This is a genomic window from Haladaptatus sp. DYF46, from assembly GCF_021083305.1.
Taxonomy (GTDB): Archaea; Halobacteriota; Halobacteria; order Halobacteriales; family Haladaptataceae; genus Haladaptatus.
On sequence record NZ_JAJFAY010000001.1, the window covers coordinates 1,141,090 to 1,162,476 of the forward strand.

Here is a 21,387-nt window from a genome sequence, read left to right on the forward strand (position 1 = left end):
TTACCACCTCATAGTCGTCGCTTGGGACACGTCCACGTCGTTGAAGTTACGATACAACACGAGGATGATACCGATTCCCACTGCGACTTCCGCGGCGGCGAGCGCCAGCGTGAACAGACTGAACGTCTGCCCGGTCAGGTTGCCGTGATAGCTGGAGAACGCGACGAGGTTGATGTTCGCCGCGTTCAGCATCAACTCGACGCTGATGAGGAACATCAGCGCGTTCTTCCGGGTCAGGATACCGAACAGTCCCGAACAGAACACGGCGGCGGAGAGCAACAGGTAGTATTCGACCGGTACCATTACTCCTCGTCACCTCCGGAGTTTCGACCGCCGTCAGCCATGACCGCCGTCGAAGTTCCGCTCTCGCTGCTTTCGCCGTCGTCGCGGGTGGCGAGCATCACTGCACCCACCAGCGCCGCGACGAGCACGAGGTCGATTATCTCGAACGCGACGAGGAATCCCTCGCTCTGGACGAGCGCGTCACCGCCGACGTTTCCGATGTTGAACATCGCATAGCCGATGCTCGCCGTGATGTTGGCTCCGTTCGCGAAGCCGCTTGCGTCGCCGAACGACGCGCCGAGGAACACCACGGCGAGGATGACGAACAGCGCCACCGCGACGACGCCGGGAAGCATCGTACTGGGGTCACGCATTCGCGGCCGTGATGTCATGCGTTAGTCACCTCCTCTGTACTTGATTGACGTGTGAGCATGATGGCGAACGTTATCAGGATGAGAACCCCGCCCACGTAGACGAGGATCTGCATCGCCGCAACGAATTCCGCCTGTAACATAACGTAATGGATGGCGAAGCTCAGCAACGAAAGGCCGAGCAACAACGCCGAATGCCACACGTCCCGCACCAGGACGGCGCCCACGCTACTCGCCACCGTCAGGATGGCGAACAACGCGAACGCGATCATTTCATATGCCATTTCAGTCACCTTTGGGTTCGGGTAAACGCCCTTTCAAGATTTCGAGACGGGCGTAATTACTGGTAATCGACCGCTCCTTCGCCCTCTCCTATCCACGCGCTCCGATCCGGTTCACGCGATTCGAGTGGGTCGATGTCTTTGTACCAGGGGACGTTCTTCAACTGTTCTTTGTTGTACACCAAGTCGTCCTTCGTGTCACCCGTGAACTCGAAGTTCTGGGTGAGCAGAATGGCGTCGACCGGGCACACTTCCTCGCAGAGTCGGCAGTAGATGCACTGGCCGACGTGGAGGTTGTACTGTTCGCCGTTGCGCTGGTCGTCCTGAACGATCTGAATCGTGTCGTTCGGACAGACGTTCTCGCACTGGCGACACCAGATACAGCGCTCTTGGCTGAACTTGTGAATCCCACGGAAGCGTGGGCTTACTTCGGGCGGGACGTCCGGGTATTCGACCGTGAACGTCGACCCGTCCAACGCGTGCTTCATCGTCGTTGCCATCGATTTGAGTAGTCCGATCATAGCACCACCCCCACGATGATGGCCGTGAGAACCAGGTTGGCGAACGAGAGCACCAGCATGCCCTTCCAACCGATTTCGATGAGTTGGTCGATGCGGACACGCGGGAGCGCGGAGCGCGCCCACTGCGTGAACAGGAACACCGCCCAGATCTTCACCGTGAACCAGACGAATCCGATGGAACCCGACGCGGGGCCGTCCGGACCGCCGAGGAACAGCGTGGCGATTATCGCACCGCCGAGGAAGATGTGGATGAACTCGCCGAGGTAGAACAGCACGAAGTACACGCTGGAGTACTCCGTCTGATATCCGGCGACGATTTCCGTCGGCGCTTCCGGCGTGTCGAACGGGTTACGCCCGACTTCCGCGAGGTTCGCCGCGAGGAACAGCACGAACGCGAACGGGTTCACGAACGCGTACCACGACGGAATCGCGATGCCGCCGATGGAGATGAGCGTCTCCTGCTGTTGAGCGACGATTTGGCTCATCTGGAGCGTCCCCGTGAAGAGGACGACCGATGCGGCCGTCACGACGAGCGGAATCTCGTACGCGATGTTCTGTGCCACCGCGCGGAGACCGCCGAGAAGCGAGTACTTGTTGTTCGACGCGTAACCACCCATCACCAGTCCGAGCGTGGCGATGGAGGCAACGGCGAACACGTACGCCAGCCCCGTCTCGGGGTCAGCGAGTTGCAGATTGATGCCGAAAAGGGAACCCATCGGAATGACCGCGAAACCGAGCAGCGCCGAACCCGCCATGATGACGGGCGCGAGGTCGAACGCCGGACGGTCCGCACCCTCCGGGATGATGAGTTCCTTCGACAGCAACCGCACCGCGTCGGCCACGATGATGAACAGGCCGAACGGCCCGACACGATTGACCGCGATACGGTCGGTGAACGCCGCGGTGATCTTCCGCTTCGCCCACGGACCCGCGAACGCCGTCATCGTCAGCATGATTGTGCCGATGACGGCCGCCGCGATGAGCGCCGAGAGGAGCTCTATCGGCGCACCGGGGTTGTTGCCGCCCAGCGCGCGTGCTATCTGCTCGGGCAGGAGGACCGGACTCGACCCCTGTAGCGGGACCGGATTCATCGGTCGACCTCCCCGAGAATCACGTCGAGGCTGCCGAGGGTGGCGACGAGGTCGGGGATGTACTCCCCGTTGGACATCTCGCCGAGCGGCGCGAGGTTACAGAAACACGGGCTCCGAATCTTGAATCGGCCGGGCTTGTCCGTCCCGTCCGAGCGGATGTAGATGCCGAGTTCCCCTTTCGCGCCCTCCACCGCGCGGTACGTCTCCGTGTCCGCGTCCGGTTTGAGCGTCCGAGGGACGTTGGATTGAATCTCGCGTTCGTCCTCGGGCCAGTCTTCGAGCAGTTCCACACACTGTTCGATGATCTTCGCCGACTCCTCGACTTCGCGCATCCGAACGAGGAGGCGCGCGTAGTTGTCACAGCCGTCCTCGGTGACGACGTTCCAGTCGAGTTCGTCGTAGTAGCCGTACGGGTCGTCGCGACGCAGGTCGTAGTCGATACCCGATGCGCGAGCGACGGGACCCGTGACGCCGTACTGTTTTGCGACCTCGGGGGCCAGTTCCCCGGTCCCGATGGTCCGAATCTGGAACAGTTCGTTGCCCGTGATGAGGTCGTGGTACTCCTCCAGAGCCTCCGGGAGGCCGTCGAGGAAGTCCCGGGTCTTGTCGAAGAACTCCTCTCGCGGTTCCGGGATGTCCCAGACGACGCCGCCGAGGCGGAAGTAGTTGAACATCATGCGCTGGCCGGTGAGGTCCTCCAGTATGTTCTGGACGATTTCCCGGTCGCGCATCGCGTACATGAAGATAGCAGTGAAGTCGCCGTAGATGTCGAGACAGAACGTCCCGAGCGCCAACATGTGCGACGCGATGCGGCAGAGTTCCGCCCCCATCGTCCGGATTATCTGTGCGTACTCCGGCACGTCGATGTCGTTCAGGTCCTCGGCCACGCGCGCGTAGGCCCACTCGTTGAGCAGGCCGGCGGACGCGTAGTCCCAGCGGTCGGGGTACGGCATGATTTGATGCCGGTACGTTCCGTTCTGGGCCATCTGCTCCTCGCAGCGGTGGAGGTAGCCGATGTCGGGATCGACATCCGCGACCTGTTCGCCGTCGAGCGTCGTCTTCAGGTGCAACACACCGTGCGTCGCCGGGTGGTGTGGACCGATGTTGAGGAACATCGTGTCCGACTCTCGGTCGTAGTGGTCGTCCTGAATCGGGTTTTCGTACTCGTTGAACGAGACGATCTGTGGCCGGTCCTGATCGTAGTTCCGCGCCAAGGGGTGGCCCTGCCACGTCTCGGGGAGGAGGATACGACGAAGGTCGGGGTGACCCTCGTAGTCGATACCGACGAGGTCGTATGCTTCCCGCTCGTGCCAGTCGGCGGCCCGGTAGACGGGTTCGGCCGACTGGTTTGCCGGGGCACCTCGCGGCGACGGGACGACGACGCTGGCTTCCTGCGTCGGGTCGTCGTACTTCTTCAGATGGTAGATACTCTCGTAGCGGTCCTCGTAGTCCTGTGCCGTGACCATCGAGAGGTGGTCGAATCCGGCCTCGTCGCGCAGGATGGTGAGTGCGTCCTGCACCTCGTCGGGTCGAACGACGAATCCGGGCGCGTTGAGATGCTCGTCGCGGCCGATGACGTGGTCGCCGAGCAGGGCGGCGAGTTGATCGCCGTCAAGTTCCCGCGCCGCCGGCACTTCGTGTTGCGAACTCATGGTGAATCAGCCCAGTTGTAGCGCATGACCAGCGAGTCCTCGTCGATCTGGTCCGCGAGCGTGTCCACCAACTCGTCCTGTTCCAGGTCCTTGAACTGTTCCAGTTCGTAGGGCTTGACCGTCACCGGACTGGTCTCGCCGTTGGCGATGCGCTCCTGAAGCTTGACGACGCCGTAGACGAGCGCCTCCGGTCGCGGCGGGCATCCGGGAACGTGAATGTCGATCGGGATGACCTCCTCCGCGCCCTTGATGACGTTGTACCCCTCCTGGAACGGGCCACCGCTGATGGCGCACGATCCCATGTTCACGACGAACTTGGGTTCGGGCATCTGGTCGTAGACGCGCTTCATCCGCGGCGCGAACTTCGAGACGATCGTCCCGGGGACGATCATCACGTCGGCCTGCCGCGGCGACGCACGCGGGACGCCGGACCCGAAGCGGTCCAAGTCGTGTTTGACCGCATACGTGTGCATCATCTCGATGCTACAGCAGGCGATACCGAACTGTAGCATGAACATCGACGACCCCCGCACCCAGTTCATGAACTTGTCGAACTTCGTGAGGATGAACGGCGACGCGCCGAACGCCTCCCGAAGTTTCGAGTTGAAGCGGTCATCGACACCCCCGCCCATCCGAGCCTCGCGGGTTTTCGTTTGGGGTGCTGTACTACCGTGTATGTATTCCCGTGGTTCGTTGCTCATTGTTCCATACTCCGTTGCGTTCCGCGGGGGCTACGAACCCACCGCACCGCTCCGTTGCGCCAAGCCCACGCGAGGCCGACGACGAGAACCGCGATGAAGACCAACATCGGGACGAGCACCGTCGCAAGGCTGACACCGCTGTCGATAGCGTTGCGATAGATGACGGTCCAAGGGAAGATGAGGACCGTCTCGATGTCGAAGACGACGAACAGCAGCGCAACCATGTAGTACTGAATGTTGAACCGAATGCGCGTCGTCCCGGTTGGAATCTCACCGCTCTCGTAGGTGGCGGATTTTCCCTGTTCAGGCACGCTCGGTCTGAGGAGACTCGACACAGCCATCATACTGAATGGTATGGCGAGTCCCACGAGCACTAGCGCGCCAATGGCTACCCATGGATTCATTACCGATTTTCTCCTAGCAGGCGGTGTTTTGTGAGCGCACCCCTATAAGCATTGATTCTTGAGATTATAGCCGGACAGCGCCGCTATCGCCCGCATTCGGGTAACTAACGCTTTCTATTCAGAAACGCCCCCTTTCTCCCCGACGAACGGACAGTCAAATCGAGATGAATTAATCGAAAAATATCGGTTAGTCGCCGTCGCGGAACGCGGGCGTTCCCGCCTCGTGGAGCCGGCGTGAGACGGTTCCCACGTCCGTCTGCAAGTCGTCGTGGTAGGAAACCAATCGTTTTCGGAGGTCGTCGTGTTCGCGCGCGAGGATTTGCACGGCCGAGAGCGCGGCGTTGAACGACTTGCCCGCGTCCACGGCGACGATGGGCGCGCCGGTCGGCATCCCGATGACCGACGAGACGGATTTCTCCTGCACGGGAACGCCGATGACGGGGAGCGGGTACGCCAGCGATGCGGTCATGTTCGGCAGGTCGGCGGACTTGCCGCCCGCACCGGCGATGATGACGTCCAGACCGCGCGCCTCGGCCGTCTTCGCGTAACTGTACATCAACTCCGGGGTTCGGTGGGCCGAGACGACGTAGGTCTCGAACGTGAATCGCGCGTCCGGCGGGTTCTCGTCGTCGGTCACTTCCTCGAAGCCGAGTTCGGTGAGCGCGTCGTAGGCCCCCGACATCACGTCCAAGTCGGAGTCGCTTCCCATGACGATGCCGACCTCGGGCGTCTCCTCCGTCGGTCGGTCGCGGTTCGCTTCGGCTTCGAACTGTTCGATGAGCGTGGTGACGGATTCTGCGGTGGTCATTGGAACGAGAGTGAGTCGGTGAGTTCGCGCGTGGTTTCGAGCAGGTCGGTGAGCGTCGATTCGTCGTCCGCATCGAGGTCGTCGCCGACGAGCGTGACGTGACCCATCTTCCGGAGCGGGCGAACCTCGCGTTTGCCGTACCAGTGGAAGGCAGCGCCGTCGGTCGAGAGCACGCCCTCGACTCCGGAGAGGTCGGCGGATTCGGGTTCGTCGACGTCGCCGAGGACGTTCGAACTCACGACCGGACTGCGGAGGTCCGTCGCCCCGAGCGGATAGCCGAGGACGCCGCGGGCGTGCTGTTCGAACTGGGAGGTCAGCGCGCCCTCGATGGTGTAGTGGCCGGAGTTGTGCGGCCGCGGTGCGATTTCGTTGACGAGAATTTCACTCTCCGCCGCTCGCGGGTCGCGTTGCTCCCCGCTCGACGTTTGCGAGGCGCTTCGCGCCTCGCACTCAAATAGCTCGATTCCGTACGTCCCGCGCCCGGAGAGGGCCGAAAGCACCTCGTGGGCGACGTCTTCGGCGCGTTCTCGGACCTCGTCGGAGGTCCGAGCGGGAACGACGGTCTGCCGGAGGATTTCCTCCTCGTGGACGTTCTCGCCGACGGGGAACGTCGCCACCTCGTCGTCGCCCTTGACGGCGATGACCGAGAGTTCGCGCTCGAAGGGGACGAACTCCTCGACCATCAACTCGCCCGAGACCTGCGAGAGCGCGTCGTCCACGTCGTCCTCGTCCTCCACGGGGACGTTTCCGCGACCGTCGTAGCCGCCGCGCCGCGCTTTCAGCATCATCGGGTAGCCGAACTCCTCGCCCGCTTCGAGGAGGTCCTCTCGGGAGTCGACGGGTCGGAAGTCGGGCACCGGAATTCCGCGGTCCTGTAGCGCACGCTTCTGGACGAGTTTGTCCTGAATGGTCCGGAGCGTCGCCGGGTCCGGGTGGACCGGCACGTCGTACTCCTCGCTGACCGCTTCGAGCACGTCGGGGTCCGCGAGTTCGATTTCGAAGGTCAGCGCGTCGCTTCGCTCGGCCAGCTCTCGAATCGCCTCCTCGTCGTCGAAGTCGCCGACGATCTGGTCGCGGGCGACGAGCGATGCCGGGCAGTCGGGTGTCGGGTCGAGAACTATCAGTTCGACGCCGAGCGGGGACGCCGCCTCCGCGAGCATCCGACCGAGTTGACCGCCGCCGACGACGCCGAGGGTAAGCGGTGATGCCGTAACCATGTTGTCCGAAAGCTATCCCTGTGGGTGCATAAGATTTGCCAACTACGACTAGGAATGAACACGAACGTGCATCGCTTTATGGGCGGATTACGCGGCTCGGTTCGCCTTCCGAAGCGCGCTTTCCTTGATGTAAATCGTCGTCGGCGCGCCCCAGAGCGTGAGTTTGTGGTCGTAGACGCGGTAGCCGTCGAGGTACTTCGCGACGTCCTTCTTGTGTGACGTCCGCGTGATGACGACCGGCGGTTGGCGGGTTTGGAGGGTTTCGTTCTTCAACGTGCTGTCAACGTTCGCGTCCACCATCTCGGTGTACCACGGGAGCGGGAGGCGGTTGTACCAGCCGCCTTGGCCGCGCACGCTATCGATGTTACCCTCGGCCGGGACGTAGAACACGTAGTTACTCTGATCGTCCACGTAGCCGTAGTACAGCACGTCGGTCCCTCCCTCGTTCGCTTTCGACACCTGCTGTACCTTCTCCATCGTCGGTTTGATATCGGCAGCCGGTTGTCCCCACTGGACGATGTCGTTGTGGCGTTGTCCGCCGAACACGCTCGGCGTGTCGGGGTCTTGGGGATGCATGTAGACGACGGTCGTCGCAGGAAAGAGGATCAGTACGACGAGAACGAGGGATATGACACCCGTCGCGCTCGTTCCGATCCGGTCGCCGTCCTCGTACGCTTCCCGTCCCCAGCGGTAGATGATTCCCGCACCGACGGCTGCGGGGATCATGAGCGGGACGATGGCGTGCACCGTCACCCACCCGGCCTGGATGTCGGTCACGAGCGGGTAGCCGAGGATGCTCACCACGCCCCAGTAGAACGCGAACGAAACGAGGTCGCGCGGGCGGTCATCAACGTATCGTGCCGCGATAAAGCCGAGAACGGAGAGGACGACGACGACGAGCGCACCCTGTTCGAGGACTGTGATGAAGTGTTCGAGGAAGGGGAGGTAGGCGTGGCCTTGGCTCTTGACCCACTGACCGGTGAACTCGTTCCACGAGCCGACCGTCGCCTCCGAAATCACCGCGCCGAACATCCCCGGGTTCGAGAACGCCTTCCACAGTCCGGGGCCGCCGGTGCCGTTCGCCCGAGGCGCGTAGAAGTAGACGATGATGACGAAGAACTCCACCAGCGCGACGAGGATGTGCGGAGCGAATCGAAGGAGCCCCCGACCGGTTTCTTTGGTCGTGTCGACGAACGTCTCGGTCCATTTCCGGTCGTGGTTCCGGGAGAGGAGCAGGCGATGATCGAACAGCAGGACGAGCGCTCCGAGCCACGCGAGGACGTACAGAATGGCGTTTTCCTTCGTCGTGAAGCCGAGCGCCAACGCCGCGGTTCCGGCGTAGAGGTATCGCGCCTTCCCGGTCGCCTGTGCGCGGAGGTAGAAACCGAGCGCGAACACCATGAACGCCGCGAGCAACACGTCGTACCGCATGAATCGCGAATAGTAGAGGACGACGGGGTTCACGGCGAGGAAGAACGCGAACGCCACCATCTCGGAGTCGCCGAGGTGGTCGCGGTAGAGCCACGCGGCCAGCGGCACCAGTCCGGTGACGAGTGCCACCGGCAGACGCGCCACGAAGTCGCTCGCGCCGAACAGTTCGAACAGGACGCTGTTCACCTGCGGGAAGAATGGCCCGTGAATCGGCGGATAGTAATTCCAGACGCCGGTCTCCTGATAGCGGAGTATCCAGTAGCCGACGCGGGCTTCGTCCCAATGGGCGAACCGGGTGCCGAGACCGAAAAGCCGGAGCGCTAGTGCTAGCACCGTAATGGCACAGATGAAAGCGAAACCCCGGTTTCGGGCCGTCCACCCGGTCAGCGGGTGTTCGCTCGAACTCATTGTTTCCCTCAAGACGTAGCGGGGATACAAGCCTTGCGGAGAGCGGTAGTTCTTTTAGCCGTGCTGGCTTCCCGCCACACATGGTAACGCTCGGACTCGTCGTCGCGGAGTTTAACGCGCCGATAACGGAGCGGATGGAGGCGTCGGCGCGCGAGGCTGCCGCCGAGCGAGGTGCAGAAATCCTCGAAACGCTACACGTGCCCGGCGCGTACGATTCGCCGCTCGCGGCGGACCGTCTCGCCCGCCGGGACGACATCGACGGGGTCGCGGTTCTCGGTGCTGTCATCACCGGCGACACCGACCACGATCACGTTATCACGACCGCGACGACCCAAAAGCTCACCGACGTCAGCCTGAAGCGGGACACGCCGGTCGCACTCGGTATCACCGGCCCCGGCATGTCCGCGGCGGAGGCCCGCGAGCGTACCGACTACGGTGCACGGGCGGTCGAAGGTGCACTCGATTTAGTGGAGGAACTACAATAATGGACTTCTCGGACAGGATTCAACGTGTCGAACCGAGCGCGACGCTGGCTATCAGCAGCCTCGCGTCGGAACTGAAAGCCGATGGCGCGGACGTCATCGACCTGAGCGTCGGCGAACCCGACTTCCCGACGCCGGCGAACGTCGTGGAAGCGTGTGAAACCGCGATGGAGGACGGACATACCGGGTACCCGTCGTCGAAGGGCGTCCCGGAACTCCGCGAGGCCATCGCGGAGAAACTGCAAGGTGACGGCCTCCCGTACGAGGCGGACAACGTCATCGTCACCCCCGGCGCGAAGCAGGCGCTCTACGAAACAGTACAGACCGTCGTCGACGACGGGGACGAGGTCGTCCTCCTCGACCCGGCGTGGGTGTCCTACGAGGCGATGGTCAAACTCGCGGGCGGCGACCTGAACCGCGTGGACCTCGCCCCACACGACTTCAAACTCGAACCCGCTCTCGACGACCTCGCCGAGGCCGTCTCGGACGACACCGAACTGCTCGTCGTCAACTCGCCGTCGAACCCGACCGGCGCGGTCTACTCCGACGCCGCGCTGGAAGGCGTCCGCGATTTGGCGGTCGAACACGACATCACGGTCATCAGCGACGAGATTTACGAGCGGATAACCTACGGCGCGGAGTTCACCAGCCTCGGAACCCTCGACGGCATGTTCGAGCGCACGATAACGGTCAACGGCTTCTCCAAGGCCTACTCCATGACGGGGTGGCGACTCGGCTACCTCGCCGCGCCGGAGGAGTTCGTCTCGGAGGCGGCGAAACTGCATTCACACTCCGTCTCCGCGGCGACGAACTTCGTCCAGCACGCGGGTCTGGAAGCGCTGGCGAACACCGAGGACGACGTGAACGAGATGGTCGAGGCGTTCCACGAGCGCCGCGACCGCCTCGTCGCCCTGCTGAAACAACACGACGTGGACGCCGGAACGCCCGACGGGGCGTTCTATCTGATGATTCCGGTGGGCGAGGCGCAACGGGCCTCGGATGCGAGCGGGGAGCAAAGCGACCCGCGAGCGGACGACCAGCAGTGGTGTGAGGACGCACTGGAGCAGGCCCACGTCGCCACGGTTCCGGGCAGTGCTTTCGGTGCGCCCGGCTACGCTCGTATCTCCTACGCCGCGAGCCTCGACCGAATCGAGGAAGCTGTCGAGCGGTTAGTCGAGAGCGACCTGCTGTAGCGGGAGCGGACTGTTTTCGACCGTCAAGCAGACCGAACCGTCGCTGGACGGGTAGGGCGAAACCACGATTTTTGTCACCTCGAACCACACTGGTTCCGGTCTCCGATATAAATCTACGGACGGAAACAGCACCCCGTCGGGAGAACTCCCTCGTTTAGCGATTCCGTAGGACGAACCGGTTGGCGATGTAGACGCCGACGGCCGCGCCGATTGCCGGGAAGAGGGAGGACACGACGGCTCGCTGAAGACCATATTCGAACGCGAATAGCGAAACGAGCATGACCACGACGTATCCGGCGGCGAATACGACGAGTGCACGCCGTCTTGGAGAGCGGGCCATCAGTCCTCGCCTCAGACGCCCATTCCCATCAGGTGACTGCGGAGAACGTCGTCGTCCTTGTTGCCTTCGCCGGTGTTGAGGATGACGACGGTATCGTCCTCGTCGAACTCCCCCCGTTGTGCGAGTTCCCACGCGCCGCTGGCGGCGGCGGCGCAGGTCGCGCCCATCTCCAAGCCCTCCTTCTGTGCGACCGCGACCGCCGAGTCGAGGATGTCCTCGTCGCTGGTCGCCACCGCGCCGCCGTCGCTCTCGCGGAGCGCGTCCAGAATCATGGGACTCGCGCCGGGGTCTGGAATCTCGATGCCGCCGCAGATGGTGTCCGGCGTCTCCCACGCCTCGTGAACGTCCGTGCCCTCCTCCCACGCCTTCACGATGGGCGCACACCCGGTCGCTTGGGCGGCGTACATCGCCGGGAGGTCGTCGGTGAGCCCCAAATCGCGGAACTCCTTTGCGGCCTTGTGCATGCCGATCAGACCGACGCCGCCGCCGGTCGGGTAGACGATGGCGTCGGGGACGTCCCAGTCCATCTGCTCGGCGATTTCGTAGAACATCGTCTTCTTGCCCTCGTGGCGGTAGGGCGTGACGAACGTCTTGACGGAGTACCAGTTGTCCTCCGCTTCCATCGCGTCGGCGTAGGCCGCACCCGCGTCGCCGATTCGCCCCTCGACGACGGTCATGTCGCCGCCGTGGACGTTGACCATCGCCTTGTTGGTGAACCCGGAGCGGGTCGGGAGGAAGACGTGCGGTTCGATGTCGGCGCGGGCGGCGTACGCCGCGGCGGCCTGTCCGGCGTTTCCGGCCGAGGCAAGCGCGATGTCCGTCGCGCCGTGCTGGGCCGCCGCCGTCACGGCCATCGTCTGGCCGCGGTCCTTGAACGTCCCCGTCGGGTTGCGACCCTCGTCCTTGAACAGGACTCGTTCGACGCCCATCTCCTCGGCGAGGGTCGGACAGTCCACGAGCGCGGTCGCGCCCTCGTCCATCGTCACCGCCGATTCACGAGTGAACGGGAGCAGTTCCGCGTACTTCCACATCGTCTCGAACGGTCGAGATTCGAGGTCCGCACGTGACACGTCGATTTCATCGTAGTCGTAATCCGGGTCGAGGATGCCGTCGCAGTCGGGACAGCGGTGTGTCCCAACCTCGGCGTCGAACGTCTCGCCGCAGTCCACGCACGTCAGGCCGATGAATGCGTCCGTCGTCTCCATGCCCGATTGTGGGCAGGCGGGACACTAAGCCCTGTCCATCCCCCGCCCCTTTTGCCCCTGCACTACAACTGTCGGACATGCGATCGGACGAGGTTCAGTCGGTTCTCGCGGACCGCGTCGAAGCCCTCCGGGAATCGCTGACGGAGCGCTGGGGCGACGTCCCTCACCGTGTTCGCGACCCGATTCACGTTCCGGAGTACGACTTCCCACGTACGCCGGACGACATCTTTCCGTGGGTCGCGGTCTGTTTCGTGGTGGAGGACGGACGAGTACTATTGATTCAGGACTCCGGCCACTCCTCGGAGTGGGAACCACCGGGAGGGAAAGGCGAGGCGCTACGCGCCTCGAAGAAAGCGAACGGAGAATTCCGTGAGCAGGGCGAGACGCTACGCGTCTCGGAAAGAGCGAGTGGTGAACACCGCGAGCAAGGCGATAGAGGCGAATCGGTCGCCGAAACAGCGGAGCGAGAAACCCGCGAGGAGACCGGAATCGAGTGCGAGGCGACCGACCTGCTGTTCACCGAGACGCTCCGCTTCGACTACGGAAACGGCGTGCCGATGCCGGTGTTGCAAGCCGGATTCGTCGCCCGGCAGGTCGGCGGCGAGATTCATCCGACTGCGGCGGCCATCGAGAACGCGTCGTGGTTCGGGGTGGAGGAGATACCGGACGGAACGCAGTTCGCGGAGGAAATCCGTTCGTTGGACACGGAACGGTAGCTCACCACAATCATTTCCACCACCCCAACCAGATCGGCCGAGAGACGTTTAGGAGGGACGACCGACCAGTTCGTATGACCACGGTCATCGTCGCCGGGGCGGGACTCGCGGGCCTCGTGGCCGCCCGACATCTCGCCCGGTTGGGACTGGACGTACAGATGTTCGAACGCGAGGACGAAGTAGGGGGGCGAGTCCGAACCCGCCGAAAAGACGGATTCGTCCTCGACCGCGGGTTTCAGGTGCTCTTCACCGCCTACCCGGCGGCACGGCGGGAACTCGACTACGACGACCTCGATCTGCGCCGCTTCGCGCCGGGTGCGGTGCTCGCCCATCCCGGCGAGCGGTCGGTTCTGGCGGACCCCGTCCGTGACCCGAGTACGGTGTTCGGTTCGATGGCGAACCGTGAGGTTCGTCTCGGCGACAAACTGCGGACCCTGCGACTCCGCCGCAAACTGGCCCGGACGCCGAACAGCGAAATCTTCTCGGGGGAGGACGAGGCCATCGAGGAGTACCTCCGCGAACGGGGGTTTTCCGACGCGTTCCGCGAGAACTTCGCGGGACCGTTCTACGGCGGCATCACCCTCGACCGGCCGCTTTCGACCTCGAAGAAAGTATTCGAGTTTACGTTCAAGATGCTCTCGACTGGCGACATCGCGGTGCCCGCGAACGGCATGGGCGAAATAGCCGAGCAGTTGGCGCGGAAGGCGCGGGTCGCCGGTGCGACGATTCAGGTCGGGGACGGCGTCTCCGCGGTCGAACCGAACGGCGACGAAGTGAACGTCGAAGTCGGCGGCGAAACCCTCACCGCCGATGCCGCGGTCGTCGCGACCGACCCGAAGTCCGCCCGTGAGCTGTCGGACGTGGAGTCGATTCCGACGCACGCCCTCGGTTGCGTCACCCAGTACTTCTCCCACGCCGAACCGCTCGACGTCGGAAACCGCCTCCTGCTCAACGTCGGCGATGACGCGCCGAACGAAGTCGTTCCGCTGTCGTCCGTCGCACCGGAATACGCTCCCGACGACCGGGAACTCCTCTCGGCGACGTTTCTCGGGACGCCCGACGATTCCGACGCGGAACTGGCGGAGACGGTGGAGAGGACGCTCCGCGAGTGGTATCCCGAGCGGACGTTTCCGGACCTCGAACGCGTCCACACCGATCGTATCGAGTTCGCGCAGTTCGCCCAACCGCCGGGTATTTTCGACCGATTGCCCGGCAATCGAACGCACGAGAAGTCGGTATACCTCGCCGGAGAGTACACCGAGGCCTCCTCGCTCAACGCCGCGATGGAGAGCGGACGAAAGGCCGCGCTGGCCGTGTACGGCGACCTGCGATAGCGGTGGACTCACGTTTCGATAACCGTCGGAATCACGTTCCGATACCGGTCGGTTCGCGTCGAAACGGGCAATAGGTCTTTGACGGTCCTCCGCCGAAATAAACACGTGACCACGGAGGGTACGGCGGTTCTCGTTCGAAATCCGAACGGCGGCGACCGAAAGAAGGGCGTCAAGGCCCGCAACATCGCGCTTCGCCGCGGGTACGACGTTCGGGACAGCACCGCCCGCGGCGAAACCGTGACGCTCGCCGAGGAGGCGGCGAGAGAGGGTGCGTCGGTCATCGCGGCCTGCGGCGGCGACGGGACGCTCAACGAAGTCGTCAGGGGGGTCGACGCCGCGGACGCACTCGACCGAGTTCGCCTCGGGGTGATACCGACCGGGACCGGCAACGACTTCGCCGACAACGTCGGGATTCGGAGCGTCGCCCACGCCTTCGAGGTGCTCGAATCGGGCGAAGAGCGGCGTCTCGACCTCGGAGCCGCCGACGGTCGTCCCTTCGTCAACTCCTGCGTCGGCGGGCTGACCGCCGAAGCGAGCGCCCGTACCACGCCGGAGATGAAGCGCCGACTCGGACCGGTGGCCTACGTGCTGAGCACGTTATCCGAGGTGCGCGACTTCGACGGCTTGCGACTCGACATCCGCGCGGGACCGCGAACCGACCCGATATGGTCGGGCGAGGCGGTCATGCTCCTCATCGGAAACGGGCGACGGTTCCCGAGCGAGCGCGGACGACGCGCGAACGTGGAGGACGGCCTGTTGAACGTGGTCGTCATCCAACGCGCGCCGTCGTTCGACTACCTCGCTACCGGTGCCGCCGACGTTCTTTTTCGGCGGGACTCGGGGTACGTGAATCGCGTGAAGGTTCCGCGACTGCACCTCCGACACGACGGCGAACCGGTGCAGTTCAGCCTCGACGGGGAGATGATTCGACGCGCCGAACTCGACGTTCGTTGTCGTCCGAAAGCGATGCGATTCTCGGTCGGAGCGGGATACGAACCGACCCCGGATGGGTGACGTGAGCGCTCTTCCGGAAATCGATCACAACAGCCTTCGAAACTCCGCGAGCGGCGGGAAACGGTAGGTTTCGTCGGTCTCTTCGTCACGAACGATGGGGCAGAGCGGGTCCGTGCCGGTGACGAGGGGGGACTGAAAACCGGACCCTCGAAGGTCGTTTACGACCATTCCGCTCGCGAATCGGCTGAACGCGGGCAGCACGAGCAGGTCCGAATCCCGGTACGCGTTCGGTCCATGGAGATAACAAGGCCGCCGCTTCCCCTCGATTTCGATGGCCGGATGGTCGTGACCGATGACGTACCGCGGGGCGCTCCCCTCCGGTTCCTCGTGGCCGTGACAGACCACCGTGTCGTCCGCGAGCGGGTACTCCGCGTGCGTGTCAGTCAGTTCGTCCACCCTCGTGTCGTGATTGCCGCGAACGACGACGAGGGTCGCTCCCGCGTCGCCCGCGAGCGCTTCGAGGTCGGCGAACGTATCGTGGACCTCCTCCGGGAGTCGGTCGAAGGCGTGGAGAACGTCTCCCGCGAGGACGATTTCGGTCGGCGAAAATCGGTCGGTGAGGGTCGACAATCGCGCCGTCAAATCGTGCCGTTCGCCGAGCGGAAACGAGACGTTCGACGTCGCATCACGGCCGATGTGGAGGTCGGCGAGGACGAGCGCGTCGGCGGAAGGGAGATAGGCCGCCCGGTCCGCGAACTCAACGTCCGCCATCGGCCCGGATGCCCCGCTGGAAGTCGTACTCTCGACCGGTAACGAGGTAGATGACGTCCTCGATGACCGTCAACAACTCGGGGAGGTCACGGACGACCAACCAGAGGATGAAGACGAGCGCGACGACAGCGAGCAGTTGGCTCAGCACTCGGTCCGCGATGAAAAACGAGACCATCCGCGGGTCGGTGTAGCCGGTGAGCGAGGTGACGGGGCCGACGAACAGTTGGAACCACTGGTTTCCGAACGCGACGGAGATGAAGACGTTGCGGACGACGTTCAGCACCCAGATGATGGAGATAGCCAGCGCGAACGCCCGGAGCTTTCGCCGAAGCGGTGCCTTGACCGCGGCGATGAGGCCGCCGAAGATGCTCATGCTGCCGATTCCCGTGCAGGCCAGAACGAGGTAGGTGTAGTACTGATGGCCCGCGCCGTCGGTGAAGATGAAGGCGCTGTGGTAGCCGTTTTGCTCCGCGATCGTGAACACGGGGTCGTATCCGAGAAGCCGGATGACGGCGTTCGTCTGGGCGCTCACGAGTTCCACCAACCACTGCCGGAGCGGTTCGATGGTCAGGAACGGGACGTAAATGAGTCCCATCGCGGCGACGCCGCGGGAGAGGACGAACAGCGAGTCCCGTCCCGAGTAGAGTTGGTAGCCCGCGTAGACACACAGCGGAACGGCGAGGAGGCTGAGCCCCCCTTCGATGAAGCTCCGCATCTCGAACGCAAATCGGGGGAAGAGAACGCCCCAAAAGACGCCGAAGAGCACCCATGCGCCCGCACCGACGGTCCGGGCTATCCCGCGGTCGTACCGTTCGAGCGCGGCGGTGGCGACGAACGCGGCGATGACCACCCACACGAGGTAATCGGGGACGGTCGTCGTCAACCACGGGAGGGGGCCGGGAAGGGCGGCGGGGATGACTTCGATCACGCTTCGTCGGTTGTTCTCGGAAAATATAGAGTTGACGCTCTCCCGTCCGGACGTACACGGAGCCGTTCCACGCGGATTTGAGCGAACACGTGCTCCGCAGTCATCCTCACGTTGACATCCATCTGCCGACCGTCGAGTTACGATCATCGGTTCCGGGTCCGTGTCCATCCGCGAACGAGAAACCGGACGACGGTCACACCGCTCGACCGCTGGTATTTTTATCGTTCCGCCCGAGAATTCGGGCATGGCCAACGTGTTGGAGGACAAACGGACCGCAACCCGGTTTCGCATCCTCGCCGAAATCGCGGACCGTCAACCGGCGGTGAGCCAGGGCGAAATCGCCGAGGCCGTCGGTGTCACGAGTCAGGCCGTCAGCGAGTACATTCGCGGCCTCGTGGACGACGGTCTCGTGACGAAGGAAGGGCGCTCGCGCTATCGGGCGACGAAGGAGGGCGTCGATTGGCTTCTCCAGTCCGCGACGGACGTCCGCCGGTTTGCGGACCACGTGACGGACGACATCCTCGGCAACGTCGGGGAGGACGCGGCCATCGCACGCACCGATATCGAGGCGGGAACGACCGTCTCGCTCTCGCTCGAAGGCGGTCTCCTCCACGCGACGCCGGGAGATGCGGGACCCGCGACGGGCATCGCCACGACCGACGCGGAGGAGGGAACGGACGTCGGCGTCACCGAGTTCGAGGGCATCATCGACCTCGAACCGGGTCGGGTGACGGTGTATCAGGTACCGCCGGTTCGTTCGGGCGGCAGTCGGACGGTGGACTCGGACGCGCTGGCGGCCGCGTTCGAGGACGGTCCGGTGCTCGCTGCGACGGGCGTCGAAGCCGTCGTGGCCCTCCGGTCCGCGGGGCTTGACCCCGACACGACGTTCGCGCCGGGGGAGGTGGCCGCCGAGGCGGCGGAACGCGGCTTGGACGTCGTCATCGTCGCAACCTCGGACAGCGTGGGACGCGTCACCGACGCGCTGCGCGACGTCGGCGTCGCTTACGAAGTCGCGAACATCGAGTGACTCAGCTACAGTGGTTCTTGGCGGTCGTGTACGCCTCCCGAACCCGCTGGAACTCCTCGCGTGAGCCGCCGTGGTCGGGATGCACGTCCTTCACCTTCTCACGGTAGGCCGTTTTGACCTCCGAGAGCGTCGCGCCCGTCGGCACGCCGAGGATGGCGAACGCGGCCTGCTTCGTATCCACGTCCTCCTCCTGTTCCAAGGTCGGCGTTTCGAAGGGGAGTCGGTCCCCAAGGTGATAGCCCGGCATCTCGTGTTCCACGAGCACGGCGTAGGTCGGCGACTTCTCGATTCGGAAGAAAGCGCGGGCGTCGAACGTGATGGCCACGTCCCGTTCGGGGAGATAAAACGCGACGTGCTGCCCCTCGACGAAGTGGTCCTCGGCGAAGTTCTCGCCGATGGCGCGGAGGTACTGGCGGATTTCGATACGCCGTCGTCCCTCCCCGAAGATGTAGGTGGCGTTCGTGGATTGTGGCGTCGGAAACAGCCGAACGCCGACGACGAAGATGCCGGCAATGACGACTGCGACGGCTAGCGTTAGCCACAATCCGAGGACCAACCACTCGGGCATGCTGTCTCTGTAGGGCACGAACGGTAATCAAATCCCCGCCGGACGGGAAATATCTCGGGAGGCTGCCTCGAATCGGGAAGAGACTGTCCTGACTGCGAATCGCAAATCGAATGCCGACGACATATTTCATATGGTTGTTAATTGAAATAAAAACTCGCTGGGTGGCAAACTTAATACCCTTGGTTATAATATATGTGCGTGTACCGGACGCAAGGATAACCCATGTTTGGCTCCAAGCAATGAAACTGACCGAACCGGAGACGAGAGGGGAACTCGACGAGAGTCAGATCCACAACGTCTTGCGGAACGAACGACGGCGTGAGACGATTCGCTACCTCCGTCAATCGGGGGATTCACTAGGGGTCGATGACCTCGCCGAGCATATCGCCACCGTCGAAACCGGCGAGTCCCCGCCCCCACGAAACGTCAGAAAGAGCGTTTACGTTTCGCTTCACCAAACCCACCTCCCGAAACTCGACGACCTCGGCATTATCGATTACGACCAGCGGTCGAAGGAATTAAGCCTCGAAGACCAAGCGCGGCAGGTCGAGGTGTATATGGAAGTCGTCCCGAAACACGACGTCTCGTGGGCGGCGTACTACCTGGGACTCGGCGTACTGGAGTTCATCGTTCTGTTCGCGGCGAAACTCCACCTCTTTTCGATACACATGCTCGATTTCGAATTCTGGACGTGGTTCTTCCTCACGTTCTTCCTCGTCTCGGCCGTGTATCACATCTACAACGGACAGGAGCGCTCGCTGTTCTGACCGTAAAAGCGGTCCCGCCTAGCCGATGTACCGAAGGTCGTCGTCTGACGCCATCGGCGCCTGCTGAGACTCCATCTCCTCTATCTTGTTGACGACCTCTTCCATCTCCTCGGCGCGGTCTTCGAGCGAACTGAAATCGACCTCGAAGTCGAGAACGTTCTGGAGGACTTCGAGCACCGCCTGTGCGCTTTTGGGGTCCACGAGGTAGCCGCTCGTCTCGCCCATCAGGCACGTCGCCTCGATTCCGCGTCGGCCGCCGAGACCGAGGAGCAGACCACTGGTTCCGACGATGCCGCCCGCAGGTTCGTCCTCGCGGAACTCGACGCCCGCCTCCTCCAGTTCGTCCACGAACTCCGTCGTCGCCGCCGCGCCCAACACCGCGTACTCCTCGATGAGTTCGCCGGTCGGAACGCCGCCGAGCGCGAAGACCTGTTCGACGCCGAACTCCTCCGCTACGTCCAGGAACGCGTTCGTCAGCCGATAGTGGCCGACGTTGTCCTGTGCCTGATAGTCCCCCGTCAGAACGAGAACGTCCTGATCGTCGAGCGTCAGGGCGTGGAGTTCGATGCAGACCAGCGACGCGGTGCCGTCGTCACCGACGCTTACCTGCGGCGGGAGAAATTCCGAGTACACCCGTCGAACGAGTTCGCTCTCCTTCTCTTCGAGCAGGTGCTCGGCGACGAGTTTGCCGACGTGACCGACCCCCGGCAATCCCTCGATGAGGACGGGGGATTCCAGATCCGGGTTTGCGACGATTTCGATGTCGATTTCGTCCATGTTCCTTATTCGTGGGCGCGCCGCTTAAGTGCGCGTCGGTACTCCCCGTACGGGTCGTTCGGGTCGAACGGCGCGGGCGCACTGTTTACGGCCTTCGCTCCACAGTCAGGACACGTCGCAGAAAGGGTGTACACCGGGCGGTCGTGTTCCGCCTTCCACGCGGAACACACCCGGATGTCCGATTTCATTCGTCGTCGGTGTGGCGTTCGCGGTGGAAGTCCGCGCTTCCGTCGGTGCCTTCCATCGCGACTTCCGCACGGCGGACGCTCTCTTCGAGCTGCGCTTCCGCCGTCTTGTAGTTCGGTGCCTTGACGCGAACCCGATACTCGGGCGCACCGACGTAGGTCACGTCGAGTTCCACTTCGTCGGGAATGTCGCCGTTTCCTTCCGCGGCTTCGAGCGCGGCCTTGATGCCGTCGACGCCGTCTTTCCCCGGGTTACGGAGGTCGACGTAGCCGGTGACGGTGACGTAGGGAACCGAGACGTTCTCGCGGGCGGTTTCGACCAACTGCTCGACCTCTTCGTCTTCGAGGTCGGTACCGTCGAGCGCTTCGGGACCGTGAATCGCCGCCTGCTCGAAGCCGTCGTAGATGCTGCCGAACTCGGCCAGGAGTTCGTTTGCGACATGGGTGTACTGTTCGTCGCCCATGTCCTCGCCGAAGGCGAGCGACATCCACTTGTCGGCCTTCTGCTCGTTCTTCCAGTCCTGTATCTTGTCGCTGTGCTGATGTTCGTTGACGTCCTTGATGGAGAGGTCTATCTGCTGTGACCCCTCGTCCACGTCGAGAACCTTACAGACGACGGTCTGTCCGGTGCTGACGTGGTCGCGGACGTTCTTGATCCAGCCACTGGCGACCTCGCTGACGTGGACGAGCCCACGCTTGTCCTCGTACTCTTCGAGGTCGATGAAGACCCCGAAGTCCTCTATCTCGTCGACCTTACCGACGACGAGTTCGCCAGTGTCGGGCCAGCCACTGTATTTCATCGGGATGCTATTGTTTCGACGACGTCACCATCGATTTCGGCCTTGCCGCCGGTCGGCGTGGCGAGTTTGTGACCGCAGACGACGCAGTTGACTTCGCTCGCCGCCTTTCCGAAGACGGTCTGTTCGTTCTCACAGTCCGGACACTGCACTTTGTAAAAGTTTCCTGCCATGGT

The 21,387-nt window shown here is 63.4% G+C and carries 27 protein-coding genes; 7 read left to right on the top strand and 20 right to left on the bottom strand.

Features of this window, described 5'->3' with window-relative positions; all coding sequences use genetic code 11:
- From nuoK to LJF34_RS06425, 11 genes are all read right to left on the bottom strand, one after another.
- A complete protein-coding gene (gene nuoK, locus LJF34_RS06375; protein ID WP_231184010.1) occupies nucleotides 1-303 on the bottom strand; it encodes an NADH-quinone oxidoreductase subunit NuoK in 303 nt (100 codons plus the stop codon).
- Complete coding sequence (locus tag LJF34_RS06380; protein WP_231184011.1) at nucleotides 303-674, bottom strand: proton-conducting membrane transporter; 372 nt, start codon at nucleotides 672-674, stop codon at nucleotides 303-305. The genes nuoK and LJF34_RS06380 overlap by 1 nt, the downstream gene beginning before the upstream one ends.
- Nucleotides 671-937 (bottom strand): NADH-quinone oxidoreductase subunit J, encoded by a 267-nt coding sequence (locus LJF34_RS06385; protein WP_231184012.1) that lies wholly within the window; start codon nucleotides 935-937, stop codon nucleotides 671-673. Before LJF34_RS06385 ends, LJF34_RS06380 begins: the two co-directional genes overlap by 4 nt.
- Before the next feature lie 56 nt (nucleotides 938-993).
- Complete coding sequence (locus LJF34_RS06390; protein ID WP_231184013.1) at nucleotides 994-1,455, bottom strand: NADH-quinone oxidoreductase subunit I; 462 nt, start codon at nucleotides 1,453-1,455, stop codon at nucleotides 994-996.
- Nucleotides 1,452-2,546, bottom strand: coding sequence for a complex I subunit 1 family protein (locus LJF34_RS06395; protein ID WP_231184014.1), 1,095 nt, complete (start codon nucleotides 2,544-2,546; stop codon nucleotides 1,452-1,454). Before LJF34_RS06395 ends, LJF34_RS06390 begins: the two co-directional genes overlap by 4 nt.
- On the bottom strand, nucleotides 2,543-4,198 hold the full coding sequence (locus tag LJF34_RS06400) for an NADH-quinone oxidoreductase subunit D (RefSeq protein WP_231184015.1): 1,656 nt from the start codon (nucleotides 4,196-4,198) through the stop codon (nucleotides 2,543-2,545). The genes LJF34_RS06395 and LJF34_RS06400 overlap by 4 nt, the downstream gene beginning before the upstream one ends.
- Nucleotides 4,195-4,899: an NADH-quinone oxidoreductase subunit B gene (locus tag LJF34_RS06405; protein WP_231184016.1), complete on the bottom strand. Its 705-nt coding sequence runs from the start codon at nucleotides 4,897-4,899 to the stop codon at nucleotides 4,195-4,197. Before LJF34_RS06405 ends, LJF34_RS06400 begins: the two co-directional genes overlap by 4 nt.
- Nucleotides 4,896-5,303 carry an NADH-quinone oxidoreductase subunit A gene (locus LJF34_RS06410; RefSeq protein ID WP_007978281.1) on the bottom strand — a complete coding sequence of 136 codons (408 nt, stop codon included), beginning with the start codon at nucleotides 5,301-5,303 and terminating at the stop codon, nucleotides 4,896-4,898. Before LJF34_RS06410 ends, LJF34_RS06405 begins: the two co-directional genes overlap by 4 nt.
- A 187-nt stretch (nucleotides 5,304-5,490) precedes the next feature.
- Entirely contained in the window at nucleotides 5,491-6,111 is a 621-nt protein-coding gene (gene purE, locus LJF34_RS06415) for a 5-(carboxyamino)imidazole ribonucleotide mutase (protein ID WP_231184017.1), read from the bottom strand.
- A complete protein-coding gene (locus tag LJF34_RS06420; RefSeq protein WP_231184018.1) occupies nucleotides 6,108-7,328 on the bottom strand; it encodes a 5-(carboxyamino)imidazole ribonucleotide synthase in 1,221 nt (406 codons plus the stop codon). Before LJF34_RS06420 ends, purE begins: the two co-directional genes overlap by 4 nt.
- A gap of 87 nt (nucleotides 7,329-7,415) precedes the next feature.
- Nucleotides 7,416-9,167, bottom strand: a complete 1,752-nt coding sequence (locus LJF34_RS06425; RefSeq protein WP_231184019.1) for a flippase activity-associated protein Agl23 — start codon at nucleotides 9,165-9,167, stop codon at nucleotides 7,416-7,418.
- Between the two features lie 80 nt (nucleotides 9,168-9,247).
- Between LJF34_RS06425 and ribH the strand changes: the two genes are divergently transcribed.
- A complete protein-coding gene (ribH, locus tag LJF34_RS06430; RefSeq protein WP_231184021.1) occupies nucleotides 9,248-9,652 on the top strand; it encodes a 6,7-dimethyl-8-ribityllumazine synthase in 405 nt (134 codons plus the stop codon).
- The gene (locus tag LJF34_RS06435) at nucleotides 9,652-10,842 is read left to right on the top strand and encodes a pyridoxal phosphate-dependent aminotransferase (protein ID WP_231184023.1); all 1,191 of its coding nucleotides are present in this window, start codon (nucleotides 9,652-9,654) and stop codon (nucleotides 10,840-10,842) included. The genes ribH and LJF34_RS06435 overlap by 1 nt, the downstream gene beginning before the upstream one ends.
- Before the next feature lie 154 nt (nucleotides 10,843-10,996).
- On the opposite strand, the gene LJF34_RS06440 is transcribed toward LJF34_RS06435, so the two are convergent.
- Both LJF34_RS06440 and LJF34_RS06445 read right to left on the bottom strand, forming a co-directional pair.
- Entirely contained in the window at nucleotides 10,997-11,182 is a 186-nt protein-coding gene (locus tag LJF34_RS06440; RefSeq protein ID WP_231184025.1) for a hypothetical protein, read from the bottom strand.
- 11 nt (nucleotides 11,183-11,193) lie between these two features.
- Nucleotides 11,194-12,387, bottom strand: a complete 1,194-nt coding sequence (locus LJF34_RS06445; RefSeq protein WP_231184027.1) for a threonine synthase — start codon at nucleotides 12,385-12,387, stop codon at nucleotides 11,194-11,196.
- Nucleotides 12,388-12,464: 77 nt separating this feature from the next.
- Here LJF34_RS06445 and LJF34_RS06450 point away from each other — a divergent pair, with 77 nt between their 5' ends.
- The 3 genes from LJF34_RS06450 to LJF34_RS06460 all read left to right on the top strand — a co-directional run bounded on the left by LJF34_RS06450 (nucleotide 12,465) and on the right by LJF34_RS06460 (nucleotide 15,451).
- Nucleotides 12,465-13,103, top strand: a complete 639-nt coding sequence (locus LJF34_RS06450) for an NUDIX domain-containing protein (protein ID WP_231184028.1) — start codon at nucleotides 12,465-12,467, stop codon at nucleotides 13,101-13,103.
- Nucleotides 13,104-13,177: 74 nt separating this feature from the next.
- A complete protein-coding gene (locus LJF34_RS06455) occupies nucleotides 13,178-14,437 on the top strand; it encodes an NAD(P)/FAD-dependent oxidoreductase (RefSeq protein ID WP_231184029.1) in 1,260 nt (419 codons plus the stop codon).
- Between the two features lie 105 nt (nucleotides 14,438-14,542).
- Complete coding sequence (locus LJF34_RS06460) at nucleotides 14,543-15,451, top strand: YegS/Rv2252/BmrU family lipid kinase (RefSeq protein ID WP_231184030.1); 909 nt, start codon at nucleotides 14,543-14,545, stop codon at nucleotides 15,449-15,451.
- Nucleotides 15,452-15,475: 24 nt separating this feature from the next.
- Here the strand turns inward: LJF34_RS06460 and LJF34_RS06465 are convergent, their stop codons facing one another.
- Together LJF34_RS06465 and artA are read right to left on the bottom strand one after the other, a co-directional pair.
- Nucleotides 15,476-16,162: a metallophosphoesterase gene (locus tag LJF34_RS06465; RefSeq protein WP_231184031.1), complete on the bottom strand. Its 687-nt coding sequence runs from the start codon at nucleotides 16,160-16,162 to the stop codon at nucleotides 15,476-15,478.
- Nucleotides 16,149-17,090: an archaeosortase A gene (gene artA, locus LJF34_RS06470; protein WP_231184032.1), complete on the bottom strand. Its 942-nt coding sequence runs from the start codon at nucleotides 17,088-17,090 to the stop codon at nucleotides 16,149-16,151. Before artA ends, LJF34_RS06465 begins: the two co-directional genes overlap by 14 nt.
- Before the next feature lie 244 nt (nucleotides 17,091-17,334).
- On the opposite strand from artA, the gene LJF34_RS06475 reads away from it, so the two are divergent.
- Nucleotides 17,335-18,117 carry a MarR family transcriptional regulator gene (locus tag LJF34_RS06475; protein ID WP_231184033.1) on the top strand — a complete coding sequence of 261 codons (783 nt, stop codon included), beginning with the start codon at nucleotides 17,335-17,337 and terminating at the stop codon, nucleotides 18,115-18,117.
- A gap of 1 nt (nucleotide 18,118) precedes the next feature.
- On the opposite strand, the gene LJF34_RS06480 is transcribed toward LJF34_RS06475, so the two are convergent.
- Nucleotides 18,119-18,685: a J domain-containing protein gene (locus LJF34_RS06480; RefSeq protein WP_231185045.1), complete on the bottom strand. Its 567-nt coding sequence runs from the start codon at nucleotides 18,683-18,685 to the stop codon at nucleotides 18,119-18,121.
- Nucleotides 18,686-18,924: 239 nt separating this feature from the next.
- Between LJF34_RS06480 and LJF34_RS06485 the strand changes: the two genes are divergently transcribed.
- Complete coding sequence (locus tag LJF34_RS06485) at nucleotides 18,925-19,452, top strand: hypothetical protein (RefSeq protein ID WP_231184034.1); 528 nt, start codon at nucleotides 18,925-18,927, stop codon at nucleotides 19,450-19,452.
- A gap of 18 nt (nucleotides 19,453-19,470) precedes the next feature.
- Here the strand turns inward: LJF34_RS06485 and LJF34_RS06490 are convergent, their stop codons facing one another.
- Genes LJF34_RS06490 through LJF34_RS06505 form a run of 4 tightly spaced genes read right to left on the bottom strand, consistent with a single transcriptional unit; the run spans nucleotide 19,471 to nucleotide 21,384 of the window.
- Nucleotides 19,471-20,229 (bottom strand): proteasome assembly chaperone family protein, encoded by a 759-nt coding sequence (locus LJF34_RS06490; protein ID WP_231184035.1) that lies wholly within the window; start codon nucleotides 20,227-20,229, stop codon nucleotides 19,471-19,473.
- 5 nt (nucleotides 20,230-20,234) lie between these two features.
- Nucleotides 20,235-20,417, bottom strand: a complete 183-nt coding sequence (locus LJF34_RS06495) for an RNA-protein complex protein Nop10 (protein ID WP_231184037.1) — start codon at nucleotides 20,415-20,417, stop codon at nucleotides 20,235-20,237.
- Nucleotides 20,414-21,214: a translation initiation factor IF-2 subunit alpha gene (locus LJF34_RS06500; protein ID WP_231184038.1), complete on the bottom strand. Its 801-nt coding sequence runs from the start codon at nucleotides 21,212-21,214 to the stop codon at nucleotides 20,414-20,416. The genes LJF34_RS06495 and LJF34_RS06500 overlap by 4 nt, the downstream gene beginning before the upstream one ends.
- Entirely contained in the window at nucleotides 21,211-21,384 is a 174-nt protein-coding gene (locus LJF34_RS06505; RefSeq protein ID WP_231184039.1) for a 30S ribosomal protein S27e, read from the bottom strand. Before LJF34_RS06505 ends, LJF34_RS06500 begins: the two co-directional genes overlap by 4 nt.
- Between the last annotated feature and the right edge of the window lie 3 nt (nucleotides 21,385-21,387).

What these genes read in the sequence shown, in the direction of transcription:
- nuoK (WP_231184010.1), bottom strand. Translation starts at nt 303, where the DNA reads ATGGTACCGGTCGAATACTACCTGTTGCTCTCCGCCGCCGTGTTCTGT.
- LJF34_RS06380 (WP_231184011.1), bottom strand. Translation starts at nt 674, where the DNA reads ATGACATCACGGCCGCGAATGCGTGACCCCAGTACGATGCTTCCCGGC.
- LJF34_RS06385 (WP_231184012.1), bottom strand. Translation starts at nt 937, where the DNA reads ATGGCATATGAAATGATCGCGTTCGCGTTGTTCGCCATCCTGACGGTG.
- LJF34_RS06390 (WP_231184013.1), bottom strand. Translation starts at nt 1,455, where the DNA reads ATGATCGGACTACTCAAATCGATGGCAACGACGATGAAGCACGCGTTG.
- LJF34_RS06395 (WP_231184014.1), bottom strand. Translation starts at nt 2,546, where the DNA reads ATGAATCCGGTCCCGCTACAGGGGTCGAGTCCGGTCCTCCTGCCCGAG.
- LJF34_RS06400 (WP_231184015.1), bottom strand. Translation starts at nt 4,198, where the DNA reads ATGAGTTCGCAACACGAAGTGCCGGCGGCGCGGGAACTTGACGGCGAT.
- LJF34_RS06405 (WP_231184016.1), bottom strand. Translation starts at nt 4,899, where the DNA reads ATGAGCAACGAACCACGGGAATACATACACGGTAGTACAGCACCCCAA.
- LJF34_RS06410 (WP_007978281.1), bottom strand. Translation starts at nt 5,303, where the DNA reads ATGAATCCATGGGTAGCCATTGGCGCGCTAGTGCTCGTGGGACTCGCC.
- purE (WP_231184017.1), bottom strand. Translation starts at nt 6,111, where the DNA reads ATGACCACCGCAGAATCCGTCACCACGCTCATCGAACAGTTCGAAGCC.
- LJF34_RS06420 (WP_231184018.1), bottom strand. Translation starts at nt 7,328, where the DNA reads ATGGTTACGGCATCACCGCTTACCCTCGGCGTCGTCGGCGGCGGTCAA.
- LJF34_RS06425 (WP_231184019.1), bottom strand. Translation starts at nt 9,167, where the DNA reads ATGAGTTCGAGCGAACACCCGCTGACCGGGTGGACGGCCCGAAACCGG.
- ribH (WP_231184021.1), top strand. Translation starts at nt 9,248, where the DNA reads ATGGTAACGCTCGGACTCGTCGTCGCGGAGTTTAACGCGCCGATAACG.
- LJF34_RS06435 (WP_231184023.1), top strand. Translation starts at nt 9,652, where the DNA reads ATGGACTTCTCGGACAGGATTCAACGTGTCGAACCGAGCGCGACGCTG.
- LJF34_RS06440 (WP_231184025.1), bottom strand. Translation starts at nt 11,182, where the DNA reads ATGGCCCGCTCTCCAAGACGGCGTGCACTCGTCGTATTCGCCGCCGGA.
- LJF34_RS06445 (WP_231184027.1), bottom strand. Translation starts at nt 12,387, where the DNA reads ATGGAGACGACGGACGCATTCATCGGCCTGACGTGCGTGGACTGCGGC.
- LJF34_RS06450 (WP_231184028.1), top strand. Translation starts at nt 12,465, where the DNA reads ATGCGATCGGACGAGGTTCAGTCGGTTCTCGCGGACCGCGTCGAAGCC.
- LJF34_RS06455 (WP_231184029.1), top strand. Translation starts at nt 13,178, where the DNA reads ATGACCACGGTCATCGTCGCCGGGGCGGGACTCGCGGGCCTCGTGGCC.
- LJF34_RS06465 (WP_231184031.1), bottom strand. Translation starts at nt 16,162, where the DNA reads ATGGCGGACGTTGAGTTCGCGGACCGGGCGGCCTATCTCCCTTCCGCC.
- LJF34_RS06475 (WP_231184033.1), top strand. Translation starts at nt 17,335, where the DNA reads ATGGCCAACGTGTTGGAGGACAAACGGACCGCAACCCGGTTTCGCATC.
- LJF34_RS06480 (WP_231185045.1), bottom strand. Translation starts at nt 18,685, where the DNA reads ATGCCCGAGTGGTTGGTCCTCGGATTGTGGCTAACGCTAGCCGTCGCA.
- LJF34_RS06485 (WP_231184034.1), top strand. Translation starts at nt 18,925, where the DNA reads ATGAAACTGACCGAACCGGAGACGAGAGGGGAACTCGACGAGAGTCAG.
- LJF34_RS06490 (WP_231184035.1), bottom strand. Translation starts at nt 20,229, where the DNA reads ATGGACGAAATCGACATCGAAATCGTCGCAAACCCGGATCTGGAATCC.
- LJF34_RS06495 (WP_231184037.1), bottom strand. Translation starts at nt 20,417, where the DNA reads ATGAAATCGGACATCCGGGTGTGTTCCGCGTGGAAGGCGGAACACGAC.
- LJF34_RS06500 (WP_231184038.1), bottom strand. Translation starts at nt 21,214, where the DNA reads ATGAAATACAGTGGCTGGCCCGACACTGGCGAACTCGTCGTCGGTAAG.
- LJF34_RS06505 (WP_231184039.1), bottom strand. Translation starts at nt 21,384, where the DNA reads ATGGCAGGAAACTTTTACAAAGTGCAGTGTCCGGACTGTGAGAACGAA.